24 protein-coding genes and 1 pseudogene are annotated in these 23,900 nt (G+C 72.8%); 11 read left to right on the top strand and 14 right to left on the bottom strand.

Annotated features, from left to right (window positions below):
- Positions 1-92: 92 nt before the first annotated feature.
- The 4 genes from Asi03nite_RS20440 to Asi03nite_RS20425 all read right to left on the bottom strand — a co-directional run bounded on the left by Asi03nite_RS20440 (position 93) and on the right by Asi03nite_RS20425 (position 3,113).
- Complete coding sequence (locus Asi03nite_RS20440) at positions 93-647, bottom strand: hypothetical protein (RefSeq protein ID WP_203682015.1); 555 nt, start codon at positions 645-647, stop codon at positions 93-95.
- A 122-nt stretch (positions 648-769) separates the two neighbouring features.
- Positions 770-1,816 carry an amidoligase family protein gene (locus Asi03nite_RS20435; protein ID WP_203682013.1) on the bottom strand — a complete coding sequence of 349 codons (1,047 nt, stop codon included), beginning with the start codon at positions 1,814-1,816 and terminating at the stop codon, positions 770-772.
- Positions 1,813-2,601, bottom strand: coding sequence for a hypothetical protein (locus tag Asi03nite_RS20430; protein WP_203682011.1), 789 nt, complete (start codon positions 2,599-2,601; stop codon positions 1,813-1,815). Before Asi03nite_RS20430 ends, Asi03nite_RS20435 begins: the two co-directional genes overlap by 4 nt.
- Positions 2,598-3,113 (bottom strand): SigE family RNA polymerase sigma factor, encoded by a 516-nt coding sequence (locus Asi03nite_RS20425; protein ID WP_203682009.1) that lies wholly within the window; start codon positions 3,111-3,113, stop codon positions 2,598-2,600. The genes Asi03nite_RS20430 and Asi03nite_RS20425 overlap by 4 nt, the downstream gene beginning before the upstream one ends.
- Positions 3,114-3,215: 102 nt before the next feature.
- Here Asi03nite_RS20425 and Asi03nite_RS20420 point away from each other — a divergent pair, with 102 nt between their 5' ends.
- Positions 3,216-3,584, top strand: coding sequence for a PadR family transcriptional regulator (locus Asi03nite_RS20420; protein ID WP_203682007.1), 369 nt, complete (start codon positions 3,216-3,218; stop codon positions 3,582-3,584).
- Positions 3,584-4,030 (top strand): annotated as a pseudogene (locus tag Asi03nite_RS37960) (ATP-binding cassette domain-containing protein); the annotation flags it as partial. The gene Asi03nite_RS20420 and the pseudogene Asi03nite_RS37960, both read left to right, overlap by 1 nt.
- Here Asi03nite_RS37960 and Asi03nite_RS37955 read toward each other — a convergent pair.
- The gene (locus Asi03nite_RS37955) at positions 4,009-4,377 is read right to left on the bottom strand and encodes a hypothetical protein (RefSeq protein WP_239102804.1); all 369 of its coding nucleotides are present in this window, start codon (positions 4,375-4,377) and stop codon (positions 4,009-4,011) included. The pseudogene Asi03nite_RS37960 and the gene Asi03nite_RS37955 sit on opposite strands and share 22 nt — an antisense overlap.
- Positions 4,378-4,397: 20 nt before the next feature.
- Between Asi03nite_RS37955 and Asi03nite_RS20410 the strand changes: the two genes are divergently transcribed.
- Positions 4,398-5,072, top strand: coding sequence for a hypothetical protein (locus Asi03nite_RS20410; protein WP_203682005.1), 675 nt, complete (start codon positions 4,398-4,400; stop codon positions 5,070-5,072).
- Positions 5,073-5,248: 176 nt separating this feature from the next.
- Here the strand turns inward: Asi03nite_RS20410 and Asi03nite_RS20405 are convergent, their stop codons facing one another.
- From Asi03nite_RS20405 to Asi03nite_RS20395, 3 genes are all read right to left on the bottom strand, one after another.
- Entirely contained in the window at positions 5,249-5,614 is a 366-nt protein-coding gene (locus Asi03nite_RS20405) for a spore germination protein GerW family protein (protein WP_239102803.1), read from the bottom strand.
- Between the two features lie 66 nt (positions 5,615-5,680).
- Entirely contained in the window at positions 5,681-6,667 is a 987-nt protein-coding gene (locus tag Asi03nite_RS20400; protein WP_203682003.1) for a LacI family DNA-binding transcriptional regulator, read from the bottom strand.
- Between the two features lie 292 nt (positions 6,668-6,959).
- A complete protein-coding gene (locus tag Asi03nite_RS20395) occupies positions 6,960-7,637 on the bottom strand; it encodes an AbfB domain-containing protein (protein WP_203682002.1) in 678 nt (225 codons plus the stop codon).
- 473 nt (positions 7,638-8,110) lie between these two features.
- On the opposite strand from Asi03nite_RS20395, the gene Asi03nite_RS20390 reads away from it, so the two are divergent.
- The 4 genes from Asi03nite_RS20390 (at position 8,111) to Asi03nite_RS20375 (ending at position 11,562) form a co-directional block, all read left to right on the top strand.
- Positions 8,111-9,211 carry a hypothetical protein gene (locus tag Asi03nite_RS20390; RefSeq protein ID WP_203682001.1) on the top strand — a complete coding sequence of 367 codons (1,101 nt, stop codon included), beginning with the start codon at positions 8,111-8,113 and terminating at the stop codon, positions 9,209-9,211.
- 20 nt (positions 9,212-9,231) lie between these two features.
- Positions 9,232-9,855, top strand: coding sequence for a class I SAM-dependent methyltransferase (locus Asi03nite_RS20385; protein WP_203682000.1), 624 nt, complete (start codon positions 9,232-9,234; stop codon positions 9,853-9,855).
- A 62-nt stretch (positions 9,856-9,917) separates the two neighbouring features.
- Positions 9,918-10,301: a hypothetical protein gene (locus Asi03nite_RS20380; protein WP_203681999.1), complete on the top strand. Its 384-nt coding sequence runs from the start codon at positions 9,918-9,920 to the stop codon at positions 10,299-10,301.
- Between the two features lie 271 nt (positions 10,302-10,572).
- Positions 10,573-11,562 (top strand): glycoside hydrolase family 6 protein, encoded by a 990-nt coding sequence (locus Asi03nite_RS20375; protein WP_203681998.1) that lies wholly within the window; start codon positions 10,573-10,575, stop codon positions 11,560-11,562.
- Here the strand turns inward: Asi03nite_RS20375 and glxA are convergent.
- Together glxA and Asi03nite_RS20365 are read right to left on the bottom strand one after the other, a co-directional pair.
- Positions 11,559-13,508 (bottom strand): radical copper oxidase GlxA, encoded by a 1,950-nt coding sequence (gene glxA, locus Asi03nite_RS20370; RefSeq protein ID WP_203681997.1) that lies wholly within the window; start codon positions 13,506-13,508, stop codon positions 11,559-11,561. The genes Asi03nite_RS20375 and glxA overlap by 4 nt on opposite strands.
- Positions 13,505-15,184 carry a glycosyltransferase family 2 protein gene (locus Asi03nite_RS20365; protein WP_203681995.1) on the bottom strand — a complete coding sequence of 560 codons (1,680 nt, stop codon included), beginning with the start codon at positions 15,182-15,184 and terminating at the stop codon, positions 13,505-13,507. Before Asi03nite_RS20365 ends, glxA begins: the two co-directional genes overlap by 4 nt.
- Positions 15,185-15,474: 290 nt before the next feature.
- On the opposite strand from Asi03nite_RS20365, the gene Asi03nite_RS20360 reads away from it, so the two are divergent.
- Together Asi03nite_RS20360 and Asi03nite_RS20355 are read left to right on the top strand one after the other, a co-directional pair.
- Complete coding sequence (locus tag Asi03nite_RS20360) at positions 15,475-15,750, top strand: hypothetical protein (protein ID WP_203681992.1); 276 nt, start codon at positions 15,475-15,477, stop codon at positions 15,748-15,750.
- Between the two features lie 129 nt (positions 15,751-15,879).
- Entirely contained in the window at positions 15,880-17,853 is a 1,974-nt protein-coding gene (locus tag Asi03nite_RS20355; RefSeq protein WP_203681990.1) for an acyl-CoA dehydrogenase family protein, read from the top strand.
- 79 nt (positions 17,854-17,932) lie between these two features.
- Here Asi03nite_RS20355 and Asi03nite_RS20350 read toward each other — a convergent pair whose 3' ends face one another.
- Positions 17,933-18,928, bottom strand: coding sequence for a DUF4190 domain-containing protein (locus tag Asi03nite_RS20350; protein ID WP_203681974.1), 996 nt, complete (start codon positions 18,926-18,928; stop codon positions 17,933-17,935).
- Positions 18,929-19,026: 98 nt separating this feature from the next.
- Positions 19,027-19,887, bottom strand: coding sequence for an isocitrate lyase/phosphoenolpyruvate mutase family protein (locus Asi03nite_RS20345; protein WP_203681973.1), 861 nt, complete (start codon positions 19,885-19,887; stop codon positions 19,027-19,029).
- 98 nt (positions 19,888-19,985) lie between these two features.
- Here Asi03nite_RS20345 and Asi03nite_RS20340 point away from each other — a divergent pair, with 98 nt between their 5' ends.
- The gene (locus Asi03nite_RS20340; protein ID WP_203681972.1) at positions 19,986-21,053 is read left to right on the top strand and encodes a DUF6348 family protein; all 1,068 of its coding nucleotides are present in this window, start codon (positions 19,986-19,988) and stop codon (positions 21,051-21,053) included.
- A 207-nt stretch (positions 21,054-21,260) separates the two neighbouring features.
- Here Asi03nite_RS20340 and Asi03nite_RS20335 read toward each other — a convergent pair whose 3' ends face one another.
- Positions 21,261-21,425, bottom strand: a complete 165-nt coding sequence (locus Asi03nite_RS20335) for a hypothetical protein (protein ID WP_203681971.1) — start codon at positions 21,423-21,425, stop codon at positions 21,261-21,263.
- Between the two features lie 112 nt (positions 21,426-21,537).
- Between Asi03nite_RS20335 and Asi03nite_RS20330 the strand changes: the two genes are divergently transcribed.
- A complete protein-coding gene (locus tag Asi03nite_RS20330; RefSeq protein WP_203681970.1) occupies positions 21,538-22,770 on the top strand; it encodes a lamin tail domain-containing protein in 1,233 nt (410 codons plus the stop codon).
- 89 nt (positions 22,771-22,859) lie between these two features.
- Here Asi03nite_RS20330 and Asi03nite_RS20325 read toward each other — a convergent pair whose 3' ends face one another.
- Positions 22,860-23,507, bottom strand: a complete 648-nt coding sequence (locus tag Asi03nite_RS20325) for a thymidine kinase (protein ID WP_203681967.1) — start codon at positions 23,505-23,507, stop codon at positions 22,860-22,862.
- Positions 23,508-23,900 lie beyond the last annotated feature (393 nt).

Raw genomic sequence — 23,900 nt, 5'->3', positions numbered from 1 at the left:
AGAAGCGACGGGCAGACCGTCGAAGAGGTCGCGGACGCGATCCGGGCCTCGATGGACCGGTAGTCGTGGCGGCCCCGTCCGCGGTGGACAGCTCAGTCGGTGAGCTTGAGGTCGATGATGACGCCGTGGTCGGCGCAGGCCGACTGGAGGCCGCTGACGTGCTCGGTCAGGGGCCGCAGGTAGGTCAGCGCGGTCATCTCGTCGTCACTGCCCAACTGGGTCACCTGCCACAGGACGTCCATCAGCTTGGTGCCGTGCTCGCGCAGGTCGGCGTACCGGGACTCGGCGAAGACCCTCCGCATCGAGACGTACTCGTCGCGGGTCAGCGTGTCGTCGGCGCCGCCGTTCGCGCCGTTCCTCTCCTCGGCGGCCAGTGCCCTGCAGGCGGCCACCCCGGAGTCCTCGCGCAGCACCCGGTCGTACAGCACCCAGCCGGTCCCGGCGACCAGGAGCAGCGACAACGCCGCCACGGCGGCGATCCACGGCCAGAGCGGGCGGCGCGGCGGCGCGGGGAACGGCGCGGCGGCCTGGTGATCGGGGACCGGACCCGGTTGGCCGTACGGGTCGGTGCACGGCTGCGTCGGCGGACAACTGACGTACGGATCCTGCGGCGGCGGGAACGGGGACTGCTGTGGCGGGTACGTCACCTGTCCATCACAACCGACCCGCACGAAGCCCGCAGTGGGCCGAACGGTTGGTAGCGGCTTTGTCACCCGATCCGGTGCGTGCCGCGTGGACATCCGGCCCGCGACCGGGTGAGAGTCTGGAGCTACCGATCGGCCAGCGCCTCGGCGGCCAGCTCCAGCAGCCCGTCCACATCGTCGCCCGGCGGGATCGGCGTGGGGTCGGCACACCGGTCCAGCAGCAGCTCCACCAGCGCCGCCCGGTCCAGGATCGCGGCCGCGTCGATGGCCCCCGGCAGGATCCGGATCTCGACGGTGTCCCGGATCGGGGTGTCCGTGAGCAACTGGGTGAGGTTCACGTCGAAGTACTTCGTCAGCTTCCCCTTCTCGGCGGCCGCGCGCAGTTCGCCGGACGACGGAATGCCCCGCACCGCCTCGACCAGCGGGCCCGGCAGGGGAGCGAGCCGCCGGCACGCCGGGTTGGTCCGCAGCACCGCCCGCAACGGCTCACGCCAGTAGGCGAACAGCCGGACCAGATTGGCCAGCGCGCGCGGCGCGCGGAACGGCCCGCCGTCCACATGCAGATGGACGGCGGCCTCCCGCGGCACGGTGAACCCGAGCTCCCGGGCCGGCGCCAGCAACTCCTCCAGCGAGGACTCGAAATCCGAGGTGAGCGGGGGCGTGATGATCTCGCACGGCCGTTCCCGCTCCCCGCCGAGCGGCGCGGCCAGGGCGATCGTCACGTCTGCCGCGTCGTTCAGCCGGTACACGTCGCCGTGCCGCTGCACCTCGCTGCCCCACAGCGCGGCGGTCCCCAGCAGGACGGTGTCGATCGTCCCGCCCGGGTTGCCGTGCCGGGCGAGCAGCCGGAGCAGCCGCTGGTCGTCGGTGAGGACGCGGAACCATCCGGGCCGGGCGGGCGCCGCCGGGTCCAGGCCGGCCAGCAGGGTGATGTCGTCGGCGAGCGTGCACAGCAGGGCGCCGTCCGGGCGGCGTACCTCGAACGCCTGCGTCAGGTGCAGGAACCGCCCCAGCCCCGGGACCAGGGACGGTTCGCTGTCGTGATGCCAGACGGGCCGGACGCTGCCCCCACAGCGCCCGGCCAGTTCCCTGGCGAGGGTGCGCCGGCTGACCCCCGCAGGGGCCATCAGCTCGATCTCGAAGCCGGTCCGCCGGCGCAACCCCGGTGTCACGGCTTGATCGGCAGCGTCTCGCCGGCGAGCAGTCGCTTCCCGGCCGCGACCTTGGCGTCGTACGGCGTCTTCAGCTTCCACAGCTTGGCCAGCTTGACCGCGTCGTCGTAGTCGTAGCCGGCGTTGAAGAAGGCATCCACCCGGACGCTCTCCTGGTTCTCCTCGGCCGTCGCCGGGTTGGGCTTGAACGGCAGCTTCTTGCCGGCGAGCAACTTCTCGCCGCCGGCGACCTTGGCGTCGTACGGCGTCTTCAGCTTCCACAGCTTGGCCAGCTTGACCGCGTCGTCGTAGCCGTACCCGGCGCTGAAGAACTCGGTCACCGCGTCCGGGATCTCGTCGGTCCGGGTCGGCCGGACCGGCAGCGTCTGCCCGGCCAGCAGCCGGCGCCCGGCCTCGGCCTTGACCGCGCCGATGTCGGCGGTCGGCAGGTTCCACAGCTTGGCCAGCTCGACGGCCTCCTCGTAGCCGTAGCCGGCGCCCCAGTAGGCGTCCCACTCGCGGGTCGGCTCGGGGCTCGCGCTCGGCGAGGCGGGGGCCGCGGCCACGATCGGCGCCGTGGCCGCGGTCCCGTCCTGCTGGCCACCGGGGAGGACGGCCGGCAGGTTGACCACCGCGGCGATCAGGCCGGCGCCGAGCGCCGTGCCCCCGGCCACGGTCGCGCCACGACGGCGCCACTTGTGCTTGCGGGACAGTTCGACGACCCGGGCGTACACCTCGCCCGGGTCAGGGGTGTGTGACTCGCGGCTCTCGAAGGCCGCGCGGAGCCGGTCACCGTGATCGGTCACGACTTCTCCTCGGCAAATTGAATCTGTCGCTCCGACTCCAGCCGGAGCGTTCGAAGTGCCTTCGATGCTTGGCTGCGTACCGTGGCCGGGGAGCAGTTGAGCAGGTCCGCGATGGTCTCATCGTCCAGTTGCTCGTAGTAGCGGAGTACGAGCACGGCACGTTGTTTCCGTCCCAGCGCGGACAGCCGGTTCCACAGCGCGTCGGATTCGGCGATCCGGTCGGCGTGGTCGTGCACCCCGCCGCGGGCGTCGTCGATCTCGACCAGCCGTTCACCGGCCAGGTGCAGGTTGCGGACCGCCCAGGAACGCCGCCAGGACAGGTACTCGTTGAGCACCATGCGCCGCACGTACGCCTCGGGGGAGTCCGCGTCGCTGATCCGCTTCCACCGGACGTGGGCGCGGGCCAGCACCTCCTGCACCACGTCCTGAGCGAGATGCCGGTCGCCGGTGAGGACGACCGCGTAGCGCAGCAGGCTGGGCAGGCGGGCCATCGCGAATTGCTCGAAGGTCACACCCACATCGACGCCTCCCACCTCGTCCCTGTGCACCGCTTCGCCCGACTTTTTTCCCGACCCCACTAGGTAGGAAGGCTGGTTAGCAGATAGCCTGACTACATGATGCCCAAGCCGTGGCTGCACGGCTTCCTCGACCTGTGCCTGCTGGCCATGCTCCGGGAGCAGCCCGACTACGGTTACGGCCTGGCCCAGCGGCTGGCCGCCGCCGGAGTCGCCGACGTCCCCGGCGGCACTCTCTATCCTGCGCTGCTCCGCCTCGAGGAGCAGGGTCTCGCGGTGCCGACCTGGGCGCCGTCCGAGTCCGGGCCCCGCCGGAAGTACTACGCGATCACCCCGGCCGGTCTCGACGTCCTGGCCGTCCAGGCCGACCAGTGGGCGCGCTTCCGCGCCGGCGTCGACATGCTGCTGCGGCCGGTGCCGGGTCCGCTGTCCGCTTCCGGTCCGCTCTCGGCCACGGGAGACGACTGATGGGTACGTACGATAGCTGGCCCGCCCGGTTCCAGGCGGAGCTGGAACGGCTCGGCGTGCCGGGGCCCCGCGCCCGCCGGCTCACCGGGGACACCACCGCGCAGGCCGCCGAGCACGCCGCCGACCCGTCCGGCCTCTTCGGCCCGGCCCACCTCTATGCCCGCCACCTGGTCGCCGAGCTCTCCGCCCCGGTCGGCGCCGAGCCGCCCCGGTACACGGCCGGCCCGGTCCTGCTGAGCCTGTCCGGCGTCGGGAAACGCTACCGGCGCCGGGCCGTCCTCCAGGACGTCGATCTGGTGGTACGGGGTGGCGAGGTCGCCGCGATCGTCGGCGCGAACGGCTGTGGCAAGTCCACGCTGCTGCGCATCTGCGCGGGGCTGACCCGCCCGGACAGCGGGACGGTGCGGCGCACCCGCCGGGTCGGCTACGTCCCGCAGGACGGCGGCACCGCCGGCTGGCTCACCGCCGAGGAACACTTCACCCTGTTCGGGGCCGCGGCCCGCGTGACCCCCGGCCGGGCCCGCTCCACCGGCACGCACCTGGCCGCCAAGCTGGCCTGGCGCCCCGACCGGCCCAGCACGTCCAGCAGCTCTCCGGCGGCACCCGGCAGAAGCTCAACCTGGTCCTCGGCCAGCTGCACGCGCCCGACCTGCTGCTGCTCGACGAGCCGTACCAGGGCTTCGACCAGGGGACGTACCTGGACTTCTGGCGCCAGGTCCACGCCTGGCGCGACGCCGGCCGCGCCGTGGTCGTGGTCACCCACCTGCTCCACGACCTCACCAACGTCGACCACGTCCTGGATCTGGGGGAGCGATGACCGCGCTCGTGGTGGCCGGGCTCTCCGCCCGGGAAGTCAGCCCGCGCCGGACCGCGGTGCTGTTGGTGATCGCCCTGCCGCTCTGGTTCTACCTGGTCCGGCGGGACCAGACCGGCCAGTCGATCCGGATGCTGGCGCTCGGCATCGGCTGGGCGATCTCCACGCTGACGCTCTTCGTGGTGAACGCCTCCCGCGGCGTCGACCCTCGCCTGCGGCTCTCCGGCGCCTCGGTGCCCGGCCTGGTCGGCGGCCGGCTGCTGGCGATGAGCGGCACCGGCGTGCTGCTGGCCCTGGGCTACTGGGCGCTGGTGGTCGCCGACCAGAGGGTCGCGCACCCGTTCGCCACCGGCCTGGTGATGGTGCTTGCGGCTCTGGTGGCCGCCCCGTTCGGCAGTCTCGTGGGCGCCCTGCTGCCCCGCGAGCTGGAGGGGGCGCTCGCGCTGCTGAGCGTGTGCGCGGTGCAGATGCTCGCCGACCCGGCCGGCCTCGCCGCCAAGCTGATGCCGTTCTGGTCGGTGCGGCAGGTCGGCACCTATGCGGTCGACGACACCGGCACCGGTTATCTGTGGGACGGCCTGGCGCACTTCGCGGTGGTCTGGCTGCTCTGCGCCGCCGGCACCCTGGCCGTCTTCGCCTACCGCCTGCGCCTCGCGAGATACCCCGAACCCTGACCACCCCACCCGGCGGTCCCGACCCGCCGAGGCCCTCCCCGGCGTCCAGCCAGGCGTCCCCGGCTGGACGCCAGAGGTGCCTGCCGCCCGCCGAGGCGCGTCCGGTGTCCGGCCGGGTGCTTGCGGCTGGCGCTCGGGGTGTCTCGCCGCCGGGGAGGGACTGCTGGCGGCGGCTGTCAGCGGCGGCGCAGCACCGAGCGGGCCACCAGGAGAGCGACGATCGCCACCGCCTGGCCGCCCAGGATGACCTTGTTGACGTCGATCGCCGGCTTCCAGGTGACGTCGCCGTTCTTGAGCATGAAGACGCCGGCCGGGGCGGCGCTCAAGCCGTACCCCACGCCTGAGCCCTCGCCCTGCGGCGCGTCGCCGCCCTCGGCGGGCTGGGCGTGGCCGCTCCCGCCGCCACCGCCGCCGCCCGCGCTGACCTTGGCGACCGGCAGCAGGACCACCCCGTCCCGCTCCACCGGCTCGCCGAACACCCGGGACACCACTGCGTTGTCGGTAGCCGCCTTGGCCCTGTCCAGCAGTGTGGCCATGTCCATCGGTCTTCCCCTCTCGGTCGCTGCGCTACGGACAGCCTCACAAACCCGGGGCCGGCACGGGGTCGGTCAGCCGACACTCCGGTACCCGGTGGTGCTGCCCCGCACCACCAGGTGCGTCGGGACCAGGTCGGTGCCGGGGGCGGCCGGGCCCGCGCCGATCTGCGCCAGCAGCGCCTGTACGCAGCGGCGCCCCACCTCGGCGAAGTCCTGGTGCACGGTGGTCAGCGGCGGCAGGAACGAGGACGCCTCGGCGATGTCGTCGAAACCGACCACGCTGACGTCCGCCGGCACCCGCCGCCCGCGCTCGTGCAGGGCCCGCAGCACCCCCAGGGCCATCTGGTCGTTGGCCACGAAGACCGCGCTGCACTCGTCCGGCAGGGCCAGTCCGGCACGGTATCCGCTCTCCGCGGACCAGTCGCCCCGGCCGATCGCCGGCACCGGCCGGCCGGCCTCCTCCAGGACCGTGCGCCAGGCCTGGGCGCGGCGCTCCGCGGAGAACGACTCGGCCGGCCCGGCGATGTGCCACACCGTGGGGTGGCCGAGCCCGAGCAGGTGCCGGACGGCCTGCCGGGCGCCGTCGGCCTGGTCGGTGTCGACCACCGGATAGCGGTCGCCGGCGTCCGAGTCGACCACCACCACGTGCACCCCGGGCGGCAGCGCCACGGTGGCCGCGTCCAGCAGGTGCACCTCGATGATCACGATGACGCCGTCGACCGCCAGCTCGCCCATCCGGGTGAACGCGCCCAGCACGTTGTCCTGGGTGGGCACGCCGACCGGAATCAGCGTGATCGCATATCCCTCGGCGGCCGCCTGGGTGGCGATGGCCTCGACGGTACGGCTGTTGCCTGTCGTTGACAGTCCGAACAGGATCACGCCGAGCGTGTTGAAGCGCCCGTACCGCAGGGACCGGGCCGCGCTGTTCGGCCGGTAGCCCAGTTCCCGCATGGCGGCGAGCACCAGCTCGCGGGTGGACTCGACGACGCCGCTCTGGCCGTTGGCCACCCGGGACACGGTCTGCGACGAGACACCGGCCAGCTTGGCCACATCGGCCATCGACACCCGTTGTTTGCGGCGCCCGCCGGGCACGTCCGATCCACCGCGAAGACGCTGCTTTTCGATGGTGTTACTCCTTGACCGCCCTGGTGACCCGGGCCACTATACGCCCACATGTTTGCGTAAACATTTCCCATCGTCACCGAACATGCGCCTCGCCGCCCGACCCGCTCCCCTCGGCCCGGACGGCGTCCTGGAACCGCGCGGTGCGCTGATTCAGCGCGACTGACCAGGGGAAACAAGCGCTGGGTGCTGCTCCGGGGGCCTTGGAGCAGCACCCAGCGCGGTCCGGTCAGCCCACCGTGCGCGGCACGAGCGCGAGCGCGTCGTCCGCGGCCGACTCCCGCAGCCGCAACCGGCTGTTCGATTCGGTTACGAACCGTGCCGGATAATTGGTGGAACGCAACACCAGCGCGGCGCCCGAGCGAATCGCCACCGGACAAAAAGTGGCGTCCTGGTCGTAGAGACCCGAGCCGTCCCGCCGGTGCAGTTTCAATGCGAAGTTCTGGTGCCGCAAGAAATAGCCCGGGTAGTTTACAGATTCCAGGGAAACGCATCCGGAATTGTGCAGACCGGTACGCACGGTGAAGCTCGAGTCGGCCCGGTCGAGCGCGCCGCCGTGCGCCGGGATCGCATCCACCCGAGCGATGAAGTAGCGGTGCCGGATCCGGAGCCCGGGACGGTCGGCCAAGGTCAGCGCGACCGTCTCACCGACACGCAGCGTGACGCCGACCGGCGTGGTGACCGGTGTCATCGGGATGATCCGGCGGGCCGGAGGATTCGACGTTCGCCGATGTGTGGCGACGGGCTCGGTGGGAGCGCTCCCAAAGAGCGGCGGCTCTGAACTGGGGATCGGCGCGATCGCCACCGTCCGGGCCGGCGGAGGTGCGGGCGGGACCTCGCCGGCGACGAAAGCCGGGCTGCCCGTCTCCTGGTTGCCACCGAGGGCCGAGGCGGTCACGGCGGCCACGCCCAGCGTGGCGGCCGCGACGGCGGCCAGGGCAGCCCGCCGGCGCAGCGGCGTGGACCGGCGGCTCCAGCCCGGGAAACCGGGTACCGGCGCCGGTGGGAAGGAGGCGGGCGGGACGGGCCGGATCGGCGGCTTGCTGGACCGCGCCTCGGGCGAATAGGGCGGGATCCAGCCACCGACCCGCAGCCCCGGGCGGGGGTCGTCTTCCGGCATGCGATTTCGCTTCCTGGCAGAACTGGAGCAAAGCAGAACTGATGCGGGGGAGAACCGGCGCGGGGGGAACCGGCGTAAACCAACTTAATGAAGCGATAAGGATCTTTGTCGTCCGGCTGCCGGATATCAAGGGTTTCACTTGATCCGCGTACAAATCTTTTCCCCCGGGCCGCCGAACCGAACCGGAAGGCGATGCGTATACCTCTGTGGACCACCGGCGGGACATGGGGTTGCCGGCTGGCCGCATCGAGGAGACGTGCGTGGACAGTGGAGTTGCGAAGACCGGTGAGCCGCCGAGACCGCCCCGGGGCTGGCCCCGGATCTCCGACTACTGGCCGGACGCGCCGCACCGGCTCGGGCCGCCCGCCGACCACTACGAGCTGCCCGGAGTCGACGCCACGCGGACCGGCCCGGCGCTGCACACCCGGCCGGCGCCGCCCGGCGGCCCGGCGGCCACCTGGATCGGCGAGCCGCCCGGCCGGGCCGGAAAGGATCTGAAGCCGCTGCTCCTGCTGGTCGCCACCGCGGTGCTGGCCGGCGGCGCGGTCTTCGCCGCGGTCTCCTACGCGCGCGACCGGGGCGGGGACGGCGGTGGCGTGGCGAGCCTGCCGGCGCCGCCGTTGCCGGCCATCAGCGCGGGGACGCCGCCCGCCACCCCGCCGGTGTCGATCGGCACCTCGCCGCCGCCCAGCCCGCCGGCCACGCCGGCCACGCCTTCCGCGCCTTCCACTCCGGCCACCCGGCCCACCGAGGAGGCCGCGCCCGGCGGCGCCGGGAAGCCGATGATCCCGGACGCCGCCACCTTCGAGCTCGCCACCGGCGTGACCCAGTTGCGGGTGGTCACCGGGGACGTGCGCAACGGCTTCTTCAGGATCTCGGTCGGCGACGACAGCAGGATCACCGCGAAAGCCGTGGTGGACGACGACACGGTCCGGGTCACTGTCACCCCGAACGGCCGGACCAAGGGCTCGGCCCGGCTGGAGGTGCTGCTCGACGACGACGTGCGGTGGTCGCTGCGGATGCGCGGCGGGGTGAACGAGGCGGGCATCGACCTGTCCGGCGGCCGGGTCGGCGGCATCGACCTGGTCGGTGGCGCGGCCACCGTGGACCTGGTCGTCCCGGATCAGCGCGACGCCATCCCGATCGTGCAGCGCGACGGCATCGGCACGTGGCGCATCGTCACCGGCGGCAAAGTTCCGGTGCGCGCGTTCTTCCGCGAGGGCGCGGGCTCGGTCACGCTCTACGGCGACACCGAGGACGGCGTGGGGAAGGGCACGACGCTGCGTGACGGCCGGGGCGATGACGGGATCCGTGTCGACTCCGCGGGCGGGGTGGGCGCCCTGACCGTTCAGGGGCGGTGAGCGCAGGGCAGAATCGCGGCGTGACACGTACCCCGGGTGACGCCGCGCCGCCGGAGCAGTCCTTCTCCCTCGACCACTTCATCGGGCTGTACGAGGCCAAGGACGACCCCTGGGACAACGCCACCAAGTGGTCCGACCAGCGCAAATACTCAGTGGCCATGGCCAGCCTGCCGCGCGAGCGCTACCGCCGCTGCTACGAGCCGGGCTGCGCGGTGGGCCGGCTCAGCGTGCTGCTCGCCGGGCGGTGCGACGAGGTGCTGGCGGCCGACTGCGTGGACGAGGCGGTGGCCCAGGCGCGCGCGACGACCGCCGCACTGCCGAACGTCCAGGTGGAACGGGCACTGCTCCCGGCCGAACTGCCGGACGGCGCCTTCGACCTGATCGTCATCGGTGACCTGCTCTACTACCTGTCCGCGGACGACCTCCGGGTGATGCTCGACGGCACGGTGGCCCGGCTGGAGGACGGCGGCGACCTGCTCGTGGTGCACTTCCGGGACCGGGAGAACCCGGGCAACTACGACGGCTTCAACGTGCACGCGGTGATCGCCGCCCGTCCGGGCCTGGACCGGGTCATCCACCACGAGGACGAGTGGTTCGTCCTCGACGTCTTCCGCAAGAACAGCATCACCGGTCACTGCGGTTGACGATTCTCACCGTTGCGCAGGAGATCGACGAAGGCCCGGCCGTGGCCCCCTAACCTGGGCATATGTCTTACGTATCCACCCGCGACGGCCGCCGGAATCGCCGCGCCGTCCGCCGGGCCCCAGCCGTCCCCGCCCGGATCGACGACCTGCACGGAAACAGTCTCGGCGTGCTCGAGGTGCCGCATCACATGGCCTGCGGGCACGCCAGCCGCCGTCGGTACCAGCTGGAGGATCCCGCCCAACTGCGGCAGGCCTACGAGCAGGTGCTGTGCGAGGCGGCCGGCTGCGGTGAGGTGGAGGACCTGATCAACCCGGCCACGCTGCGCCGGGTCTGGCGTGACCTGCACCTGCCGTCCCGGGTCCGGGAGGCGTGGGAGACCCGGCATCCGAGCCTGACCGCGCCCGCTCCCACCGCCCGGCGCCGGATCGTCCGGGTGACCGCCTGACGGGGTCGACGCCGCTGACGGTCGGGCGTCCTGGACGGCCGGTTCGCCCGACCGGGTGCTTCTCGCCGAATCCGGCGAAACGGCGCGCCGCGTGTGCTCGGTGTCGTCCATCGGGGCGGTACGGTGCGTTTCGACCAGTTCGACGGGACGCTGAAGCCGGCGTCCCGGAAGACCGCACCGTACGCCCGTCACCCACCTGCTGGAGGGACCGCCGACACTCCCGGAGGCGCTCGCCGTGGCCCGCTCGGTGCGCTGAGACGCTGAAGGGAATATGAGAGTTCGTTCCGCGGTCCTGGCCGTGGTCGCCTGCACGAGCCTCACGGCCTGCTCCGGCGACCCCGAGCCCCGGCCCACCACACCGGCGCCCGCACCGAGCGTCGAACAGTTCTTCGTGGAACCGGACGGCCCGGCCGCCGAACAGGTGGCGGCGTGGGACGCGGAGGGCCGGACGGCTGATGCCGCGGCGATCCGGCGGATCGCCGACGCGCCCACCGCGGTGTGGTTCGCCGACGCCGAGCCCGGATTCGCCGACAAGGCCAGGGACCTGGTGACCGCGGCCGCGGCGGCCGGGCGGACACCGGTGCTGGTCGCCTACTACGTGCCGCAACGGGACTGCGGCGGGCACTCCGGGGGCGGGGCGCCGGACGCCGCGGCCTACCGGGACTGGGTCAGGCAGCTGGCCGAGGCCGTCGACGGATCGCCGGCGCTTGTCGTGCTGGAGCCCGACGCGGTCACCCATGTGCTGCAGAACTGCCTGTCCGGGGCGGCCGCCGAGGAGCGCTACCAGCTGCTCGGCGAGGCGATCCGGACGTTCCGGGCGGACCCCGGGGTACGGGTCTACCTGGACGGCGGCAATCCGGGATGGGTCAAGGACGTGGACCGGGTGGTCGGCGCGCTGCGCCTGGCCGGGGTGGCCGACGCCGACGGGTTCAGCCTGAACGTGGCGAACTTCGAGACCACCGACGCGAACATCGGCTACGGGACGGCGATCTCCGACAAGCTCGGCGGCAAGCACTTCGTGATCGATACCAGCCGCAACGGGAACGGGCCGGCCGGGAACACCGGCTCCGGGGACGGGCACTGGTGCAACCCGCCCGGCCGGGCGCTCGGCCCGGCGCCGACGGCCTGGACCGGGCACGACCGGGTGGACGCGTACCTCTGGGTGAAACGGCCGGGCGAGTCGGACGGCGCCTGCGGCGGCGGCGCCCCGGAGGCCGGCCGCTGGTGGCCGGAGTACGCCCTGGCCCTGGCCACCAACTAGCTGACGTGCACCCAGGTGGCGGTGGACGGGACATCGCCGGTGTCGGTCACGAAGAGCATGTACCAGCCGGGCGGGAGCACCCCGCGGTCCTCCGGGACCCGCAGCACGATGCCGCCCGGCGCCCGGCGGACACCCAGCGCGACCGACCGCTGGTCCACATCCGTGGCGTGGGTGACCGCGGCCGGCCGGATCAGCCGGGCCGAGCGGATCCGGCCGGCGTCCCCGGTGCCGAACGAGACGGACGTGCCCCGGGTCACCTCCCGCGGGCCGCCGGTGATCGCGGGACGGGGGCCGCGGAACAGGTACGGCGGACTGTAGATTTCGATGCGCTGCTCGAACACGCCGGGGTTGCGGCCGCTGGGGTCGTAGATCGGGTCGCTGCCCATGGTCACCACCCGCCCGTCCGGCAGCAGCAGCGCCTCCGAGTGGTAGTCGCGGCCCACGGCCGGCGCGGCGGCGGCCCGGAAAACGTTGCTCCCCGGGTCGTATATCTGCGCGGCGAGCAGGTCGCTGCGGGGCTTCCCGCGGTACGGGCCGCCGCGGTAGCCGGACGAGCCTCCGCTGGTGAACACCGTGTCGTCGGGCAGCACCACGGTGTTCAGGTACCGCGTCGGGGCCGGCAGGTCCGGCCCGGGCCGGTAGACCGGGTGCTTCGCGGACAGGTCGGCGATCGCGGTGCGAGCCGTGGAGACCGGCGAGTCGCCGACCGCGCCGCCACCCAGGATCATCACGCGCTGCCGCTGGGCCGGCGGGAGCAGCACGGACGCGCTGGTCTCGGTCATCGTGGCGTCGCGCAGTCCGGGCACCGGTTGGAACTCGTTGTTGCGCAGGTCCCACAGGCCCGGGGTGCGGCCTTCGGTGGCCGACCCGTAACCGGCGTTCGAGCCGGAGAAGAAGAGCCGCTCGTCCCTGGTGACGAACAGCGCCGGGTAGGTGGGGAACGTGCGGGTCAGCCTCGGCGCGGCGGCCCAGCGGCGGTCGCGGGCGTAGTAGATCTCGTTGCGGCCGGGCAGCATCCGCCCGAACTGGTCCAGCCCGGACACGGCCAGCACGTTGCCGCCGGGGAGCGGGGCCAGCGTGGGGTACCAGCGGTGGTCGGTGAGATCACCGGTGCGCACGTAACGTTCGGTGCGGGGGTCGAACTCGTAGGAGGTGTCGTCCCCGCCGTACTCCTGCTTCTCTCTGGTGATCTTGTCAGCGACGCCGTAGACGTTCCGCGCGTCCGGGCCGGTCAGTCCCGCGATCCGGTACTGCGCCGGCTCCTTGATCACCTGCGCGTCGCCGGCGGTCACCGCGTCCACCCAGACCTCGGCCTCGCCGGCGTGCACCATGGTCCGCCCGCCGTGTGTCATCTTCATCGCCGCCGGGACCGTCACGTCCGTGCGGGTCGCGTACTGCCGCCCGTCCCGCGCGATCAGGCGGGTGCCCTTGGCGAAGATCCGCGGCCCGCCGTCCGGGGACTCGTTCTTGATCTTCATGACGCCGGCCGCGTACCTGATGTCCTCCGGCAGCACCTCGTAGGACCGGGTGCCGCCGGCGACGAGCAACGTGCCGTCGGGGAGGAAGGTGTGCCCGGCGCAGAACATGTCTGTCGGCGTGTCCACCAGCGAGAACCGGTCCGTGGCCGGGTCCCAGAGGATCGTCTTGAAGGTGCCGGCCTCGAAGTTCTGCCGGTTGTTGCCGGACCCCGCGATGATCAGGACCTTGCCGGTGCGCAGCAGTGCGGCGTGGATGGCGTTGACGGCGAAATCGTCCGGGACCGGCAGCGTCGACCAGTGGCCGTACGCCTGCTTGTAGCCGGGCCGGTTGATGTGGAACTCGTGGTACTGCTCGGCCGCGAAGACCACCACCGGGCGGTTCGCGAGCAGGACCGCGGCGAGGGCGGGGACGACGGCCAGGCCGCGGAGCAGGCGGCGGGTCAGCGTGGGCTGGGGTCGGCGGATCATGCGTACGTCCTAACCGGCTCTTCGGTTCGCTGGGCAGGGATCGGCGCCACCTGCCGGACCGGTCTCGCGGCCGACGCCCAGAGCGCCGGCGGGGCCAGGCAGAGGGCCAGGTTCAGCGCCGGCCAGAGCCACATCAATCCGTGGGTACGGCCGGTCAGCACCGCCGTCACCAGCAGCGCCGCGAAGAACGCCGCCCAGCTCAGGTGGGTGCGAAAGGTGGCGAGCCGGTCCGGGCTGGCCGAGTCGCCCTTCGGGGTGACCACGAAGCCGGCCCGCCTGCGCAGCAGTGTCTGCCGGAACGAGGCGACGTAGACCGGCGCGCACAGCGTGGAGAGCAGCATCCCGGTCAGCCCGGACGATCCGGCCTCCTCGTGCGGGCTCACGTTGTGCCGCCGGTTCCACAGGTAGAGCCCGACCTGGAAGAGCGCCGCGTCCACGTAGAGCATCGACCACACCTGCTGCGGCACCTGCACGCCGCGGACGCCGAGCACGATGTGCGCGACGGCGGTCGCGGTGCCGAGCAGCCACGCCACCGCGGTCATCGGGTAGTACGCCATCAGCAGCGCGTAGTGCAACGCCCGCCGCGGCCCGAGCCGGGCGATACGGGGCGCGAAGCCGGCCAGGCACACCTCGTCGGTGCCGCGCGACCAGCGGTGCTGCTGGCTGAAGTAGTCGGTCCAGGAGGACGGGCCCTCACCGACCGCGAGCACGTCCGGCGTGTAGACCGAGCGCCACCGCCGGCCGGTCGCCGGGTTCCGCGCCGCGTGGATCGCCAGGCTGGTCGCCATGTCCTCGGTGATCGAGTCCTGTAGGCCACCGACACACCGCAAGGCCTCGATGCGTACGGCGTTGTTCGTCCCCACCAGCATCGGCACCCCGAGCCGATTGCCGGCGCGCTGCAGCAGCGAGTGGAACAGGTACTGCTGCGACTCCGCCCAGCGGGTCACCAGGTTGTCGTAGTTGCCGTAGATCTGCGGCCCCACCACGAACGCCACGTCCGGGTCCCGGAAGTAGCCGAGCAGGCGCTCGCCGAACGAGGGCAGGGGCACGTGGTCCGGGTCCACCGAGACGAACACGTCGTAGTCGTCGCCGTGCGCGTCCACCCAGGCGTTGTAGTTGCCGTGCTTGGTCCGCGCCTTGAACGCGCCCCGCCCGGTGTTCCAGCGGGCCACCCCCCGGCGGCTGAAGTGCCGGGCGCCGACCCGCGCGCACATCGCCCTGACCTGGTCGTCGTCGCCCTCGTCGAGCAGCCACACGTGCGGCGCGCCGTGGATCCGGGACGCCGCGCGCAGGGTGCCCTCGACCATCTCGATCGGCTCCTTGCCGGGCACGATCGTGGTGAGGAAGGCGACCCGCAGGCGGTCGTCCGCGACGACCGGCACCGGGTCCCGGACCCGCAGCGTGGCCAGGCACAGCGTCACGACGTTGACCAGGCGGAACAGCTCGATCAGGGCGGTCGCGCCGACCAGGACGGCGGTGGCCGTGCCGGCGCCGCCGGACTCGGTGATCATCCAGCCGAAGAAGGTGGCCTCGCTGGTGAACGTGGCGGCCACGATGAGCAGGCTGCGCACCGGGCGGTGGCGGGTCAGCCGCTGCAGCCGGACCCGGTAGTCGCCGGGCGGTGGCGGGTCGGGTGGGCCGGCCAGCCGGCTGAAGCTGTCGTAGTCGTAGGGCATGCTGCTCCCTGAACAATGTGGACTAACGGCCCGGTCCGCGCACAACAGCCATTGCTTGCTTAAGTGGTGAACCGGATTTATCCGGGCACATCTGGACACTAGTCAGAGATCACTGGGGCTGGCATCCCTCGACAGGGGAGTTGCCGGCATGCGGTCGTGACCATGTGAGGCGCCCGGATCCGCACCGGCTGAGAGATGTGCGGAAACCGTCGAACCGATACGCCCTGTGATCCGTTTGCTTTGTCGAGGCGGGCGCGCAAGGCCCGCTCGGATTCGACAAGGCGGTGGCGATGCTAGTTCTGTTCCTGCTCATCCTGGTCCTGGCCGCCGCCTGCGTGCTCGCGGTGCGCGGAGTCCGTGCCGAGGCGCGAAAGGCGGAAGAACCGCTGGTCGTCCCGGAGTCCTTCCTCGCGCCGCGGAGCCTGGAAGGCGTGCTGTGCGGCCAGCTGATGGACGGCGACATCACGCGCCGCCAGTACACGCGCTCGATGGAGGGCATCGCCGCGCGTGACGAGGCGCGCCACCCGCTTGTCGTTCCGTGGCACCTGGGCGCCGGCGAGGAGTGACACAGCGCGACGAGACGACGCGGGCCCCGGCGGAGATCACCGCCGAGGTCCGCGTCATCTCATGACTTTCCGGCGTTCTGGACGGGTCCGGCGGCCGCTCGGCGTCGCGCGCGTGATTAGCTTCTCGTCATGATCGGCGACTCCATCGACGCTGCCCACCTCCGGGATGTCCTGGACGGGCGGTGGGCACACGTCCGGCAGGCGGTGCGCGACGAGCTCGGCAAAGCGGGCTTCGCCGCGGTGCACGGCGAGACCGGCGAGCAGGCCCGGGAGCGGGTCTCCGCACTGATCCGGCAGATCCCCACCGACGTCGGCGTGGCGTCGGCGTTCCCGGCCGCCTACGGCGGCTTGGGCGACCCGGGCGGGTCGGTGGTGGCGGCCGAGATGCTGGCGTACGCGGACCTGTCGCTGATGGTGAAGGCCGGCGTGCAGTGGGGGCTGTTCGGCGGCGCGGTGGTGGCGCTCGGCACCGAGCGGCACCACGAGGCGTACCTGCGCGGCATCATCTCCACCGAGATCATGGGCTGCTTCGCGATGACCGAGACCGGTCACGGCTCCGACGTCCAGAAGCTGCGCACCGTCTGCGTGTACGACCCGGAGACCCAGACGTTCGACCTGCACACCCCGCACGAGGCGGCCCGCAAGGACTACATCGGCAACGCGGCCCGGGACGGCCGGATGGCGGTGGTCTTCGCCCAGCTCATCACCCAGGGCCGGAACCACGGCGTGCACGCCTGGCTGGTGCCGATCCGGGACGCCGACGGCAACCCGATGCCCGGCGTCACGCTCGGCGACGCCGGCCACAAGGCGGGCCTGCTCGGCGTCGACAACGGCCGGATCGGCTTCGAGCACGTGACAGTGCCGCGGGACATGCTCCTCGACCGGTACGGCCAGGTCGCGCCGGACGGCGCCTACTCCAGCCCGATCGAGAACGACACCCGCCGCTTCTTCACCATGCTGGGCACGCTGGTCCGCGGCCGGGTCACGGTGGGCGGCGCGGCCTCCGCCGCGACCCGCGCGGCGTTGACCATCGCGATCCGGTACGGGGACACCCGCCGCCAGTTCGGCGTCCCCGGCGCGGACCGTGAGGTGGTCCTCAACGACTACCTCGCCCACCAGCGCAAACTCATCCCGGCGCTGGCCACGACGTATGCGTACGCGTTCGCCCAGGAGGAACTGGTCGGCACGCTCGCCGACGTGCAGTCCGGCCCCGGCCCGGCCGACGAGCACCGCCAGCGCGAGCTGGAGTCGCGGGCGGCCGGGCTGAAGGCCGCGCAGACCTGGCACGCCACCCGGACGATCCAGATGTGCCGCGAGGCCTGCGGCGGCGCCGGCTACCTGTCGGAGAACCGGCTGCCCGCGCTGAAGGCCGACACCGACGTGTTCACCACGTTCGAGGGCGACAACACGGTGCTCCTCCAGTTGGTCGCGAAGGGCCTGCTCACCGGCTACCGGGACGCCTTCGGCTCGCTCGACGGCTGGGGCCGCGCCACGTTCGTCGCCGAGCAGGTCCGCGAGATGGTGCTGGAGCGCACCGCCGCCCGCGGCCTGATCCAGCGCCTGGTGGCCGCGGTCCCCGGCCGTGGCGAGGAGGTCGCCGTCACCGATCGGGGCTGGCACCTGACGATGTTCGAGGACCGCGAGAAGCACGTGCTGGAGGGCGCCATCCGCCGGCTCCGCAGCGGCGCCGCGGCCAAGAAGGACCGGCCGTTCGACATCTTCAACGACGTCCAGGACCACGTGCTGAAGACCGCGACCGCGCACATCGACCGGATCACCCTGGAGGCGTTCGTCGCCGGCATCGAGCGGGCCACCGACCCGGCGGTGAAAGCACTGCTCGACCGGGTCTGCGACCTGTACGCGCTGACCACGATCGAAGCCGACCGGGGCTGGTTCCTGGAGCACGGGCGGCTGACCCCGAACCGGTCCAAAGCGGTCACGGCGGTGATCAACGACCTGTTGAGGGAGCTGCGGCCGCATCTGGGGACGCTGGTGGAGGCGTTCGCGATCCCGGACGAGTGGTTGAACGCGGCGATCCTGCGCGAGGAGCCGGGCCGCCAGGAGGCGATGGCCGAGGAGGACGCGCGCGTCGCGGCGGAGTGAGGGGTACGTCCGCCGGGCGCCGCGCCGGCCCGGTGGGCCGCGGTCACGCACGGCGCCGGGCGGCCGCCGCCTCGCGCGCTCAGTCGAACAGCGAACCCGTGCGCGGGCCGTCCGGGTCGACGGCGATGCACACCACACCGCGGTCGACGGACCAGCTCGTGGCCGACCGCGGATACAGCGCCCGGACGTCCAGGTCCGCGTCCGCGCCGGTGCGGTAGCGCTCGGCGTCCCGGTCGCAGCCATCCAGGGCCGTCCCGCGCACCGTGGACTGGCCCGGCCAGGCGCCGCCGGGCAGGGTGAACACCGAGTACACCTCGGCCTCGTGCGGGCTGGAGCAGGGCACGGTGGTGAGGTCGCCGGCCGTGGTGCCGCGCATCCGGTCGATGCACACGCCCGGGTACAGACCGGCCTGCGCCCGCCGGTCGCCGAGCGGGTCGTCGTGCCGGTCCACGGCCTGGTCGATGCCCTGGAAGACGGCGGTGAACGAAATGATCACGTAGATCACGTAGATCCAGAGACCGGCCGCGATGATGCCGCCGACGGCCAGGCCGCGGCCGGGCTCGCGGGTGCGGTTGATCTGCCGGATCGCCAGGATGCCGAAGATGACGCCGAGCGGGACCAGGCCGACCAGGCCGGTGATCAGCGCGGTGATCGCGAAGCGGTTGGTCGGCTGGGCGGGCGGCGGGACGGGCGGACCCCAGCCGGGGTGCGGGTAGCCGGCCGGAAGCGGCGCACCCGGGTACCCGGCGAAGGGATAGGTGGCCGGAAGCGGCGCACCCGGGTACCCGGCCGGCGGGTGGCCGGGCGCGGGGTGTCCCGGGTAGGGCGGGGCCGGCGCGGCATGTGCGGCGGGCGGGAAGGCCTGAGCCGGGTAGGGCGCCGTCGGATCGGGCTGCGGGTAGTGGAAGGTCGGATCCGTGGCCGGATACGCGGCCGTCGCGGGTTCGCCGGGCAGGGCGGTCGTCTCCGGCTCCTGGGTGGCCGGGACGGCGCCGGCCGCTTCCGCCGACGGCGCCGGGTCGGGCGAGTGGGGTGGCTGAGCCGGGCTCGGCGGGGGTGGCAGCTGATCGCTCACGCAGGGACGCTAACAACCATCATGATCAACAGTAGCCCCGCCCCCCGGTGCGACCTGATGTCCGCGGCCCAGCGGGAGGCGGCCGGTGCGGTGCGTCCTCAGGTCTGCAGACCCTCGGGGACGTGAGCGGCGTCCGGGCCGTGGGCCTCGGCCGGGTCGGCCAGGGTGGTGAACGCCGCCCACGGCAACCGGTCCACCCGGTCGGCGGTTCCGGTCTCGGCGAGGGCACGATAGGTGAGCGACGCCGCCCGCATCGCGGCCAGCAGGGCGGCGACCGGGTGCAGCACCAGGCGCACGCCGGCCGCGGCGAGTTCCGCGTCGGTCCAGGTGGTCCGGTGACCGGCGGCTTCGCTGCGTTCCACGACCAGGGGTACGCCCGGAAGCGCCCGGCCGACCGCGGCCAGCTCCTCGATCCCGGGTACGCCGTCGTCCGCGGACCACGGCCGGCCCGCCGTCGGCAGGAACACCGCGTCGGCGCCCGCCTCCGCGTACGCGGCACAGCGCTCGATCGTCCCGGCGAGCCCGCTCACCGCGTACACCTCGATCTTGGCAACGACCGCGAGCTCCGGCACCTGGTCGGCCAGAGCCCGGATCCGGAGGACGGCCGGGTGGTCCGGACTCCGGTCGCCGAGAACCAGGCCGGAGACGCCCGCCCGGGCGTACGCGAGCCCGGTCCACACCGCGTCCGGCGGGCTGTCGTAGCCGGTGCCCGCGTCGGCCAGCAACGGGACCCCGCGCAGGGCCGGCGCCAGCGTGGCCGCCCGGTCGGCGATCTGCGTGGCGTGCACGAAGTCGAGGTCGGACCGGCCCAGCATGGTCGCCGAGACGGCGGCGCTGGACAGGTGGACGGCCTGGTGCCCGGCGGCGACCGCGAGCGCGGCGGTGAGCGGATCGTGGACGCCGGGCACGTGGGTGACCCGGCCGGAGGTGAGGAGAGCGCGGAGCGCGGAAGCGGCCATGAGGGATTGTGCACCGTGCGCCAGCGGCCGGGACAACGAGGCCGGATGCCGCGGCGGCGAGGACTTGCCACCGGGATCGGTGGGGGTAGGCTCACGCGATGTTCGACGAGGCGGTTGTGGTCGCGGTCACGGCGTTCTGCGAGAGCGCGGAACCGGTGCCCGGGGACGCGGTCAAGAACAAGCTGCTCAGCGGTGGGCTGGAGCCGTGGCTGGCGGACCGGCTGACATACTTCCTGCCGCTCGCGTTCGGCCGCCGGATCCTGGACGGCGTCGAGCTCGACGACCGGTTCCTGGACGGGGACACCGAGCGGCGCCTCGCTGACGATCCGGTCTTCCAGGCGGCGGCGCGGCGCGCGACGGTCGCCGACGACAGCGAGATCGCGCGGATCGCCGGGTACAGCAGCGAGGTGGCCGCGGTCGGCCAGGCGCTGCGGGACGGCGCCCAGCTGGAGCATGTGACGCTCGGGATGGTGGCGCTGGCCGAGCCGCTGCCGCCGATCGGGAACGGCAGCGGCGGCGTGCCGTCGCCGGCCTCGGTGTTCGCGCACTGGATGGCGGCGTACGGGGTCGCTCTCGGCAGCGACCTCACGCTGGGCGAGACCGAGTTCCGGGCCACCCTGGCGGCGCATCCGCGGCCGGCGCCCGAGCTGGTGGTGGCGCAGGTGAACTTCGCGGTGAACCATCCGGCGCTGGCCCGGCCGTGGATGGTGGAGAGCTGCGTGGGGGTGGCGCCGACCTGGAAGGACGCCATCTTCCAGACGCTGGCGATGTTCGAGCGTGCCGTGGCGTACCCGATGATCGCCGCCCTGCTCGATCGGCGGGTCGCCGCCGAGCACGTGCACATCGAGCGCTACGAGCATCCGGCCGGCGCGTTCGACCTGCTGCTGGGCGCGCAGGTGGATCTGTTCGCGACCGAGCCGGTGCCGTCCGCGGAGCCGCTGCTCGACCAGCTGCTGGCCGCGCTGCGGGAGGTTCCGCTGAGCCGGGCGGTGCACGCGCTGCGGTTCTTCATGGCGTACCAGGACGGGCAGATGCTGACGAACGAGGTCTTCCTGGACGGCGAGCCGTGGGAGGTCGGCATGAAGGTGTCCGCGTCGGCTCCGGCGCCGCTGCCCGGCGGCCCGGTCGGCGTGCGGGTCTTCGCCTTCCTGGTTCCGGTGCGCTGATCCCCTCCCGCGCCACGCGCCGTCCGGGGCTGCCGGAACGACCCGGTGCCGGCCCAGGCCGGCACCGGGGCGTGTGTCCGCGCCCGCGAGACACCCCGCGGCCTCCACCCGCAGTTCCGAACGCAGGTCCAGGCTGGACGTCGCCTCGTCGAGCACGACCACGCGGGGCGCCGCCACGAAGACGCGGGCCAGGGCGATCAGCTGGCGTTAGCTGACTATCTGGGCGGGAAGAACCCCGGCGCCGGTGCGCTGGGCCCACTCGACCAGGTGCGGCGCCGTGTTCCACGCGAGCGCGGCCCTGGCACGCATCTCGGCCCTGGTGTTTCCCGCGAGCGCGGCTCCGGTCGGCCGGTCGTGGCTGGTGCTCCGCACCGGTGGGGCCTCCGGTCGTACCCCGACATCGCGTCCCGGATCTGGAGGATCGCAACCGGGGCGCATCGGTCGGGAACTCGGACCGCAACCGGGCCCTGCCGATCTTGCGGGCATGCTCCGCCGCCTCGCGACCCTTGCCGCCTCCGCCGCTCTGCTGGTGTCCGGATTCTCCGCACCGGCGCAGGCCGCCACCGTCGCCTGCCGGCCCGGCGCCGGGAGCCCGCGATGCGTTGTCTGGACCGGCACGGTGGCGTGGGTGCCGGACGGTGACACGCTGCTGGTCAGCGTGGCCGGCAAGCGGGCCCGGTCGATTCGCGTGATCGGCGTGCAGGCGATGGAGCAGTACGCCTACTCGCCCAGGCCGGCCAGGCGCCGTGGCGAGTGCCACGCGCTGGAGGCCACCGCCCGGGTGGAGCAGCTGGTCAAGGCCGGCAAGGGGGTGGTGCGGCTGACCGCGCAGCACGCGAGCAGCAGCAGCCGCGGCCGGCCGCTGCGGTCCGTGGCCGTGAAGATCAAGGGCCGGTGGCTGGACATCGGGCAGGACCTGGTGCGGTCCGGGTTCGTGCTGGGGTTGTCGTTCCCCGGCGAGACCGCCTGGGATTCGGTGTACGCGGTGGCGTCCGCCGACGCGGCGCTCGCTCACCGGCGGATCTGGGACGACGACTACTGCGGGGCCGGGCCGGCGCGGGGCGCCCGGCTGACCGTCTCGGCCAACAGCGACCCGGACGGGACGGACACGCTCGACCTGAACGGGGAGTGGATCCGGATCGGCAACCCGGGCTCCCGGACGGTGGACGTGAGCGGCTGGTGGGTGCGCGATTCGGGGCTGCGGCGGTACACGTTCAAGCGCGGGACGGTGGTGCCGGCCGGTGGGCGGATCTACGTGCACGTGGGTAAGGGACGGGACACGGCCACCGACAAGTACTGGGGGCTGACCGCGCCGATCCTGACGAACGTCGATCCGGTGCGGCCGGGGGCCGGGGACGGGGCGTACCTCTTCGACCCGCAAGGGGATCTGCGGCAGGCGTTCGTCTACCCGTGCCGGGTGCGCTGTGGCAGCCCGCTGACCGGGAAGATCGACCTCCAGGTGGCGCACGACGGGGCCGGGAGGGTCTCGGTGGTCAACGTGAGTCGGCGGGCCGTGGACCTGCAGGGGCATGTGGTGATCGGTGGGCGGTATCAGTACCGGTTCCGGGAACGTACGGTCCTGCCGCCCGGGGGATCGATGGACGTGCCGCTGGGGAACGGTGGTGCGGTCGTGAAGAAGGCCGGGGGTGAGGTGCGGTTGCAGACCGCTGACATGTGGACCGTGGTGTGCCGGGCCTGGGGGTCGGGGAAGTGTTAGCCCCTGTCCCGTGGATCACGCGGAGCTCCGGCGTGGTTCACGCGGCGCCTGACAGCGCTGCGTCCCGCGGAATTGCCGGATTCATGAGTTCATGCCGGGCCGGGCTCGCCGTTGCGCCAGTGACGGCGGCAGAGCACGCGGTAGGAGACCGCTGACGTCTCCGTGGTGTCGCCGACCGCCACCTGCTCGCCGGCCCGAGCCACCTGGCCGTCGACGATGCGCGCGTTCTGCCGGCCCGGGCGCCCGCACCAGCAGGTCACCTCCACCTGCAGCGGGACGATCACGTCGGCCAGCTCGACCAGCCGCTGCGCGCCGGGAAACAGGCGGGACAGGAAATCGGTCGTGATGGCGTAGCAGTCGATGTCGACACCGAGCTCGTCGGCGGCCCAGGCCAACTGCTCCACCTGGGCCGGGGTGAGGAACTGCGCCTCGTCGGCGATCACGAAACCCCCGGCGGGAACACGCTCCGTGACCAAAGCCACCAGGTCCATCTCCGGACCCACCTCGACGGCGTCCGCGGTGACCCCGAGCCGGGACGACATGATCCCCTCGCCGGCCCGGTCCTGGCTGGTCAACAGCACTCCGGGGCGGCCGGCCTGGCGGCGGTTGAACGCGTTCTGCAGGGCGAGGGTGCTCTTGCCGGAGCCCATCCGGCCGGTGAACAGGGTGAGAGTCCCGAAGACCGGGGCCAGCGCCGGCTGCCGAGAAGCGAGAACGGTCGCGGCGGTGACCGGCATCAATCGGGGCCTCTTTCTCTTCCGGGCGGGGCCGGTACACGCTACCTGGTCGACGAACGCCAGGTTACCGCCGGTCGGCGGTGAGGTTCGAGACACCCGACGTGAGATCGACGTCGTAACGGCCGGTCGCCGTGCGCCGGCCGGACGGCGTGCGGTCCGTGCCGGCCGCGGCCCCGGACCCGCGTACGCCGTCGATGATCACCGCGGCGGAGCCGCACCCATGCGCACGGGAACGGGCGCACCCTCACCTCACTGGCGCCGCCACTCAGCGTAATCGGGATGGCGCCTCGTGCCGCCGGTCCGAGCGGAGATCATGGTCGGCGCATGTGGTGGTGTCCGCCCGGATGGGCGCTCTCCCATGCGCCGACCTCGGCCGTGGCGGACGCTCTAGTG

This window comes from Actinoplanes siamensis, from assembly GCF_016862395.1.
Lineage (GTDB): Bacteria > Actinomycetota > Actinomycetes > Mycobacteriales > Micromonosporaceae > Actinoplanes > Actinoplanes siamensis.
The sequence above is the reverse complement of the archived record's forward strand: the minus strand, read 5'-3'. Positions and strand labels throughout refer to the sequence as shown.